Annotated in this window: 5 protein-coding genes; 4 read left to right on the forward strand and 1 reads right to left on the reverse strand. The window is 73.3% G+C overall.

Going from position 1 to position 8603, the window contains the following annotated elements; translation table 11 throughout:
• Nucleotides 1–369 precede the first annotated feature (369 nt).
• Together BJF83_RS24040 and BJF83_RS24045 are read left to right on the forward strand one after the other, a co-directional pair.
• Entirely contained in the window at nt 370–1344 is a 975-nt protein-coding gene (locus BJF83_RS24040) for an ATP-binding cassette domain-containing protein (RefSeq protein WP_075928111.1), read from the forward strand.
• Nucleotides 1341–2180: an ABC transporter permease gene (locus BJF83_RS24045; RefSeq protein WP_075928112.1), complete on the forward strand. Its 840-nt coding sequence runs from the start codon at nt 1341–1343 to the stop codon at nt 2178–2180. Before BJF83_RS24040 ends, BJF83_RS24045 begins: the two co-directional genes overlap by 4 nt.
• A 1791-nt stretch (nt 2181–3971) precedes the next feature.
• Here the strand turns inward: BJF83_RS24045 and BJF83_RS30720 are convergent.
• Nucleotides 3972–5510, reverse strand: a complete 1539-nt coding sequence (locus tag BJF83_RS30720; RefSeq protein ID WP_316042346.1) for a BTAD domain-containing putative transcriptional regulator — start codon at nt 5508–5510, stop codon at nt 3972–3974.
• Between the two features lie 269 nt (nt 5511–5779).
• On the opposite strand from BJF83_RS30720, the gene BJF83_RS24055 reads away from it, so the two are divergent.
• Both BJF83_RS24055 and BJF83_RS24060 read left to right on the forward strand, forming a co-directional pair.
• Complete coding sequence (locus BJF83_RS24055) at nt 5780–6367, forward strand: YbhB/YbcL family Raf kinase inhibitor-like protein (protein WP_316042347.1); 588 nt, start codon at nt 5780–5782, stop codon at nt 6365–6367.
• Nucleotides 6368–6721: 354 nt separating this feature from the next.
• Nucleotides 6722–8521 carry a hypothetical protein gene (locus tag BJF83_RS24060; protein ID WP_075928113.1) on the forward strand — a complete coding sequence of 600 codons (1800 nt, stop codon included), beginning with the start codon at nt 6722–6724 and terminating at the stop codon, nt 8519–8521.
• The last annotated feature ends 82 nt before the right edge of the window (nt 8522–8603 follow it).

An 8603-nucleotide genomic window follows, 5' to 3' on the forward strand; every position in this document is an offset into this window, starting at 1 on the left:
CCGTGCCGTCGTGGGACGAGATCATGTTCGGCTCCAAGAAGGGCGATTGACGCCTTCGCGGCAGTGAACGACGGAGAGCGGGACCAACCCTCGCGGGCGGCCCGCACCCGCGCCTGGCGGCGTCCGCCGGGGCGCGGGCCGCGTCGCCGCCCAGCCCCCGGCTGCCCCCGCACCGGCGCGCGCGTACTCCGCGTCGACCCCGTCAGTCACGTGCCCGTGCGTCGAGCCCCGGCGACACCGCGTGAGCCGTTCCCGTCCGGCCCGTGACCGACCCACCGCTCTGACCGTGTCAGCGCGGGCATCGGCGTGTCAGTGATCTGTCAGACCGGCGCGGCAGACTGGTCGTCGAACGGTAGAAACGGAGGAGCGATGACTGACGCCATCCGCGCGGAGGGTCTGGTCAAGCAGTTCAAGGGCAAGCGTGCCCTCGACGGGGTGGACCTGACGGCGAGAAGCGGGGCCGTGCTGGGCGTCCTGGGGCCCAACGGATCCGGGAAGACCACCACGGTGCGCATCCTGTCGACCCTGTTGCGGCCTGACGGGGGCCACGCCGAGGTCGGGGGCTTCGACGTGGTCAAGCGGCCGCACGACGTGCGCCGACTGATCGGGCTGACCGGCCAGTACGCCGCGGTCGACGCCGAACTGACCGGCACCGAGAACCTGATGCTCATCGCACGTCTGCTCGGCTACGGGCGCGGCGCCGCACGAACGCGTTCGGCCGAGCTGCTGGAGCGCTTCGGGCTCACCGACGCCGCCGGCCGTCCCGCCAAGACCTACTCCGGCGGCATGCGCCGCCGGCTCGACCTGGCCGCGAGTCTCGTGGGTCACCCCACCCTGCTGTACCTGGACGAGCCGACCACCGGCCTGGACCCGCACAGCCGCAACGGTTTGTGGGACGTGGTGCGCGGTCTGGTCAACGACGGCGTCACCGTCCTGCTCACCACGCAGTACCTGGAGGAGGCCGACCAGCTCGCCGACGACATCGTCGTGCTGGACCACGGCAAGGTGATCAGCAGGGGCACGCCCGAGGAACTGAAGAACCACGCGGGCAAGCAGGTCCTGGAGCTGCGCACGGTCGAACCCGGACAGCTCGACCTGGCCGTCCGGATCGTCGAGGCGGTCACCAGCAGCCCGGTGAGCCGCGACGGGCTGGGGGCGAGCGTCGGGGTCACCGACGCCTCCGTCCTGCCCGAGGTGGTCCGCCGCCTCGACGAACAGGAGGTGACCGTCGCCGAACTGTCACTGCGCAAGCCGAGTCTGGACGAGGTCTTCCTCGCACTGACCGGACACACCGCCGACGAGGAGTCCACGGGGGAGACCGTGGCTGAAGGGGCCCGAACATGAGCGACGTGACCACCCTCAAGCCCTCCGAGGAGGTGCGCGGGCGCGGCGGCGCACCGGGGGCGCCCCGGGCGATCGGCCCGGCGAACACGATGAGCAACGGCCTCCAGTTGGCCTGGCGCAGCGTTCTGAAGATCAAGGCGAACCCCGAGGAGGTCCTCGGGCTCACGTTCATGCCGATCATGTTCGTCACGCTGTTCGTCTTCGTCTTCGGTCAGGCGATCATGGACGACTGGCGGGAGTACCGGGACTTCCTCATGCCCGGCATCATCGCCCAGTCCGTGGTCTTCGCCACGCTCGGCACCGGGTTCGCCCTGTGCCAGGACGTGGAGAAGGGCATCTTCGACCGGTTCCGGTCCCTGCCCATCGCGCGGTCCGCGCCCCTGATCGGCGCCATCCTGGGCGACCTGGTCCGGTACTCGCTCACCGTGGTGATGGTGCTGCTGGTCGGCCTGGCCATCGGGTTCCGCCCGGACGGCGGCGTCGTCGGCGTGGTCGCCGCCGCCGCGCTCATCCTGCTGTTCGCCTTCGCGCTGTGCTGGATGTCGGCGTTCGTCGGGATGATCGTGCGCACCCCCATGGCCGTCCAGAGCTTCGGGATGATCCTCATGTTCCCGCTGACCTTCGGCAGTTCGGCCTTCGTCGCCCCCGAGGCCATGCCCGGCTGGATGCGGGCCGTCGCGGAGAACAACCCGATCACCCACGTCGTGAACGCCATGCGCGGCCTGATGATCGGCGGGGACGTCGCGGCTCCGGTCACCTGGACGCTGGTGTGGTCCGGAGTCTTCGTCGCGGTCTTCGGTCCGCTGGCGGTGTGGGCCTACCGGCGCCGCACCTGAGCGGCCGTGGCGCCGCGCTTCGGGAGACCGGGGCGCGGCGCCGCGCTCACGTGGCGCGCACACCGTCCCCCACGTCGTCGGGCGCCGTCGGGGGCAGCCAGGCTCCCACCGTGGTGCGGATCACCGCGGGGTTCTCCTCGCCCGCCTTGACGAGCAGGCGGCTGAACTCCGCCTCCCCCAGCGTCTGGGCGAGGTCCTGCCGGGCCCGAAGCACCAGGGGACTCACCAGGTTGGGCACCCCGCGCAGCGCCCTCCCGAAGCCGAGCATCTCGGTCGCCCGTTCCGGGTCGCTACCGGCCAGGAAGACGCCCAGGACCTCCAGGACGTCCGCGCAGTTCGAACCGAGACCACGCACCGCGCGCCACCAGGCGCGCCCCGCGTGCCGCCACGCCCGGTCTGTCTCCCCCGCCCGCCACGCGATGACCGCGGACACGAGCAGCCAGAACGGCTCCACGTAGACCGGAGCGAGTCCGGCCAACCGACTCACCGACGGCTCCAGCCCGTCCACCACGGCCCTGGCGCGCTCCAGATCACCCGACTCCCCCAGTAGCTGCGCCTCGGTCAGGCGCATGATCACCAGGTGGTCGTCCTCACCAAGGGGTCCCTGCGCGGCGGCCTCCAGATCGTGCCGGGCGGCCGCAAGTTCGCCGAGGTCGATGAGGAGTTGCGCGCGCCTGATCCGGAGCAGTAGCGAGATCGAGGACAGACCCGCCCGGTCAGCCAGGGGGATCCCCTCCCCGAGCAGGACACGGCACCGTTCCGGGTCGTCGAACCGGCGCATGTCCGACAGCTGCTCGAGCGCCTGGAGCTCACCCCAGGTGTCGCCGACGGCGCGGAAACCCTCCCGTGCGTCGATGGCGCGCTCCGTGGCGCGTTTGACGTCCCCGAACACGGCGTCGAGCACGGACAACATCATGCGGACCATCGCGCGCGTCCAGGGGTCGTCCTGGTCGGCCGCGCGTTCGACGCGCTCGCGCGCCGGCCCGTCGGGGCCCTCGCTCAACGCCTCGCACACCAGGCCGTACATCAGCAGGGGGTGGTGCTCCAGTGGCTCGCCCGCCTCGCTCAGGAACAGCCGCACGGCGCGCATGTTGGCCAGGACGTCCTCGTGGGCGGTCCCCCGGCCGATGGCGCCGTGGAAGAGGCAGCTGGCGTAGGCGACCGCCCTTCCCTCCGGAACACGGTCGCCGACCAGCGACAGCACCTCCTTGCACCAGCGGCAGAACTGGTACCACTCGCCTTGCAGGAGCCAGAACCACTGGGTGTACTCCACCAGGTCCAGAGCCAGGTCGACGTCCCCCCGCCGCACCGCCCACCGCACGGCGGGCCCGCAGTTGTCCGCCTCGGCTCCGAGCCGGACGACCCACTCGGTCTGGCGTGGGCCGCGCAGCAGAGGATCGCCCTCCCGCCACAGGTCGCGCACGTAACGTGCGTGCAGGTCGCGGACCTCGTCCTCCTCTCCGCTCTCGGCGAGCCGTTCGGCCGCGTAGGCGCGAACGGTCTCCAACTGCCGGTAGCGGGGCGGGGCGTCCTCGCGTACGGGGTTCTCCGTGATCACGAGGGACTTGTCGACCAGGGCGAACAGCACGCCCCACACGTCGCGTCCGCCGACCTCGCCGTCCTCGCCGGGATCCGCGCAGACCCGCTCGACGGCCTCCAGGGTGGCCCCGCCCGCGAAGATCGACAGGCGGCGCAGGACGCGGCGCTCGGGCTCGTCGAGCAGGTCCCAGCTCCAGTCGACGACGGCGCGCAGCGTGCGGTGGCCCGGGCGGACGGAACGGCTGCCCCCGGTCAGGAGGCGGAAGCGGTCGGAGAGGCGGTGGACCAACTGGGAGGGGGGCATCGACCGCAGACGGGCAGCGGCCAGTTCCAGGGCCAGGGGGATGCCGTCCAGGGCCCGGGTGATGCGCACGACGTGACCGACGTTGCCCGCGGTGACCGCGAAGTCGGGGCGCACGGCGCTGGCGCGTTCGGTGAACAGCGCGACGGCGGCGTAACCGGCGGCTCGGCCGCGGTGGCGTCCTCGGGCGGCAGGGCCAGTGGCGGGACCGGCACGAGCCGTTCGCCCTGCACGCCGAGGGGTTCGCGGGAGGTGGTGAGCAGCCGCAACCCTGGGCACCGGGCGAGCAGGTGCTCGGCGAGCCGGGCGACGTCCTCGACGAGGTGCTCGCAGTTGTCGAGCACGACGAACGCCGACTGCGCCCCGAGGAAGCCGACGACACGGTCCTCGGCCGAGGTCGCGGGCGCACTGGAGCGGGCTTGGACGATGGCCGAGTCGCGCAGGTCCAAGGCCGCGGCGAGCGCGTCGAGGAGGTCGTCGCCGGAGTCGATCGGGGCGAGTTCGACGAACCAGCCGCCGAGGGAGAGCAGGTCGGGCGCTCGGTCCGCCAGGACCGCGGCGGTCTCGATGGCCAGACGGGTCTTACCCGCCCCGCCCGGGCCGAGCAGGGTGACCAGCCGCGACGCGGTGAGCTGCGCGACCACGGCGTCCACCTCGGCCTCGCGCGGCACGAAGCTGGTGAGGGTGACGGGCAGCCGGACCTGGGGGGTCGGCGTCACGGTGGGCCGGTCCCCGCCGCGCGACCCGTCGGCGGCGAACTCCCCGCGCAGCACCCGCAGGTGGACGTCGGCCAACCTCGGTGAGGGGTCCAGGCCCAGATCCTCGGCCAGACGCGCGCGGAACGCCTCGTGGGCGTCCAGCGCGTCGGCGGTGCGCCCGGTTCCGGCGAGCGCGCGCATGAGGAGTTCGACGGGGCGTTCGCTGTGGGGTTCGCGCCGGGCCAGCGCCTCGGCCTCGGGCAGGGCGTCGTGGGCCCTGCCCAGGTCGAGCAGTGCGGTCAGGTGGTCCTCGACGAGCGCGGCGTGCTTCTCGGCCAGGCGCAGCGCGAGGTCCTCCGCCACGCCCCGGGACGTGAGTTCGGGCACGGCGGGTCCGCGCCACAGGGCCAGGGCGTCGCCGAGCGCGGTGACGGCCGCGGCGGGCTTCCCGGCGGCGAGTTGCGCTCGGCCGAGTTTGGCCAGGGAGCCGAACTCGCCCACGTCGACCCGCTGGGGGTCGACGCACAACCGGTAGCCGGACGCGTCACCGTTGATCTCGACGTCGGGACCCAGGGCTCGCCGCAGCCGCGACACCAGCGCCTGGAGGGCGTTGCCGGCCGAGGCCGGGGGAGCCTCGGTCCAGATGGCCTCCGTGAGTTGTTCGTTCGAGACCCGTTGTCCGGGTCGGAGCAGGAGCAGGGTGAGCAGGGCGCGCAGGCGCGCGCCCCCGATCGTGATGGGCCGTCCGGACGCGTCGTGCACCAGGAGGGGACCGAGGATGGAGAACCGCACAAGTCCATGATCACCCATTCAGTGACACCGTGCCCGGAATTATCGGTCTGAACGGTGCGCACACCGGGCACGGCTGCGGACCGGACGCCCGACCGCAGTAGGGTTCCCCCTGGAGCGTGCGTCGGCGGACCGCCGAGGTCGTCTGACCCGACCCTCGTAGGCACCGAAGCCGGGTCGCCCCCGACGCCGTTCTCCCTAGCAAGACGAACCGCGCCCCATCGGCCCGTAAGCCCAGCAGGAGTCCCATTGTTCCCGGCCCTCCCCTCCCCTTGGACCACCAGTGCGCGCACGCACCCGGCAGGACCGCGCTCCGCGGTGCGGGCGCGGTCGGGTCCGGCGCCGTTCTGGCCCTGGCCACCGGGTGCGGCGTGCTCTCGCCCGGGCAGAACGGCGACATGCCCACCAACATCAACGTCACCAGCCCGCTTATGCAGGAGGGTGAGCCGCTCCTGGACGACTACACCTGTGACGGCGGGGAGCCGGACGGGAGCGAGGGGCACGTCTCCCCGCCGGTGCGCTGGTCGGGGCTTCCGGACGGCGTGGGCTCGATCGCGCTGGTCGTGGACGACCCCCAGGCGGCGGAGGTGTTCTGGGTGGTCTTCGACCTCGACCCGGAGTTGGTCGAGCTGCGGCGGAGCACCGTCCCAGCCGACGCCAAACAGGCCTTGAACAGTTCCGGGGACGCGGGTTACGGCGCTCCCTGCCCGACCGACGGCGACGTGCACGAGTACCGTTTCACCGTGTACGCCCTGGACGGCACCCTCGACCTGCCCGACGGCGCCGAACTGAGCCGGACCCTGGAGGCGATCGCCGACCAGGCCGTCGCGCGCGGATCGTTGGTCACCACCAGCGAGTGACCGGAACCGCGGCCGGGCGGCCTCCCCTCCCCCGGTTCCACTCCCGCCGCGTCCCTCTCGCTCCGGGTTCGACACGAGGAAGCTCCCGGCACCCACTGCACACGAAGCACGACAAGGCATACAGTGGGGCCCGTGCCCCTCACCCCGTTTCAGATGACCGTTATCCGTCCACTCGCCGCCCAGCACCCCGACCTGAGACCGCACCGGACCGCCCGCGTCGCGCCGGCGCGCGGACCCGGCAGCCCGGACGTACGCGAATCCAGTCGGCCGCCGTCTCCCTCCGACCGGTCCTGGCCACACCGGTCCGCGGTGCGCTCCGCATGCGGCCCACCTCTCCAAGGTAGTGCGTAGACCATGACCGTCACCGTCATCATCATCATCGCCGTCATCGTCGTCCTCGCCGTCCTGGTACTCCTGCTGCTGGGTATGCGCGCCCTCAGCACGACGTCGCCCAAGGACGACTACGACGAGGAGCAGGAGTACGAGAGCACCGAGGCCGACGACCGGGGTCGCGGACGCGGCGGCCGGGGCACGCCCCGACGCGCCAGGCGGACCCGGGCGAACGAGGACGGGGAGCCCCGGCGGCGTCCCCGGAGCCGACGGAAACGCGGCGCGGAATGGGAGGACGACGACCTCTCCGACAACGGCTTCTGGTCGAGTCTGGGCGACGAGGACCCGGACGAGGGGTCCGCGGCCGGCGATGCCGCCAACGGTCGCGCGGCGGACGCCTACGAGGACGTCGAGGCCTACGACGACGGCTACGACGTGGAGTACGAGGACTACGAGGACGGGGGCTACGAGGACGAGCGCGATCCCGAGCCGGGCCGGGAGCGCGGCGGCGCCCGCGCCGGGGGCGACGCGCCCGGCGCGCGCCGTGCCGTGACCTCGGGCCCCTCCGACGACCTCGCGGTCCTGGCGAGCCTGGGTCAGAGCAGCGGTCCCGCCCCCGAACCCCGAAGGGATGAGGCGCCGCCCCGAGCCGAACTACCGCGGGCGCAGGCCCTCCCGGTCGAGGCGCCCCGGGCGGAACCGTCCCGCGAGGACGACCCGCTCGGCACCGGGCCCTGGACCCACGACCGGGCGCTCCCGTCCGCGTCCGCCGAGCCCACGCCCTGGAACGGGTCCACCGTCCACGACCCGCTCGGCGGCTCGGACTCCGCGCACACCTACGGCGCGTCCAACACCGGTTCCCGCTCGTCCTCGTCCGCGACCCCTCCGGCGGGCTCCGCCTCGGGCGACCCGTTGTCGGGCCCGTCCCGCTACGGGGCGGGGTCGTCCGGGCTCGGCGACCTAGCCCGGTCGAGCGGCTCCGGAGCCGCGGACCCGCTCGACCCCGCTTCCGCCCGTCCTCCACCTCTGAGGACACCGGGTCGCCCATCTGGTCGAGCATGGACACCGGATCGCACCAGCGTCCGACGCCGCCCTCCCCGGGCGGGTACGGCCGCAGCGGCCCCGACACGCCCGGCGGATACGACACGGGCACCCACCGGTACTCGTCCTACGACACCGGGGCGCACTCCCGGAGTCCGTACGACACCGGGACCCACACACACGGGAGCCACGACACCGGAGGGCACACACGGGGCGCCTACGGCGTACCCGCGCCCTCCGAACACCACACCGGCTCCCACGCCCGACCCGAGTACGACACGGGCACGCACGCGCACCGGTCCTATGACACGGGCGCACACGCGCGGGGCGTCCACGGCGCACCCGCGCCCTCCGAACACGACTCCGGCGCCCACCGACGCCCCCACGACACCGGGGCGCACCCGCACGGATCGTACGCGAATGAGCCGTTGTGGCGCGAGGACGCTCTCGGCGGACCGAGTTCGCCGACCGTCCCGGGCCCCCAGAACGGAGCGGGCGGCTTCGGCGGCGGCCACGCGGCGCCCGGCGGAACCGGGGCGTCGCCGTTCGACACGGGCGGGTACTCCCGGTTCCCCTCGGAGCCGACTCCGCCGGGAGGAACCCCCTACCCGGGCGGATCACAAGGCCCGCACACCGGCGGCTATCCGGCGGGGCCACCGCCCGGGGGAATTCCGGGCGACGCCCTCCCCGGCTACAGTCCCCTGCCGCCGCGGTCCCCCGAGCCCTACGGGAATCGCGACGCTCCCGGCGGCGGGCACGCGGGGCAGCGCCCCGGCCACGTAGGCGGTCACCCGAGCGCGGAGGGCTGGGGCGCGTGGGACGAAGTCCCGCAACGGCGCTCCGCACCCGCCCGGACCACCCGCAC

The organism is Nocardiopsis sp. CNR-923 (assembly GCF_001942255.1).
Lineage (GTDB): Bacteria > Actinomycetota > Actinomycetes > Streptosporangiales > Streptosporangiaceae > Nocardiopsis.

Bases quoted from the DNA above. Each gene is read 5' to 3' on its own strand.
- BJF83_RS24040 (WP_075928111.1), top strand. From the start codon at position 370: ATGACTGACGCCATCCGCGCGGAGGGTCTGGTCAAGCAGTTCAAGGGC.
- BJF83_RS24045 (WP_075928112.1), top strand. From the start codon at position 1,341: ATGAGCGACGTGACCACCCTCAAGCCCTCCGAGGAGGTGCGCGGGCGC.
- BJF83_RS24060 (WP_075928113.1), top strand. From the start codon at position 6,722: ATGACCGTCACCGTCATCATCATCATCGCCGTCATCGTCGTCCTCGCC.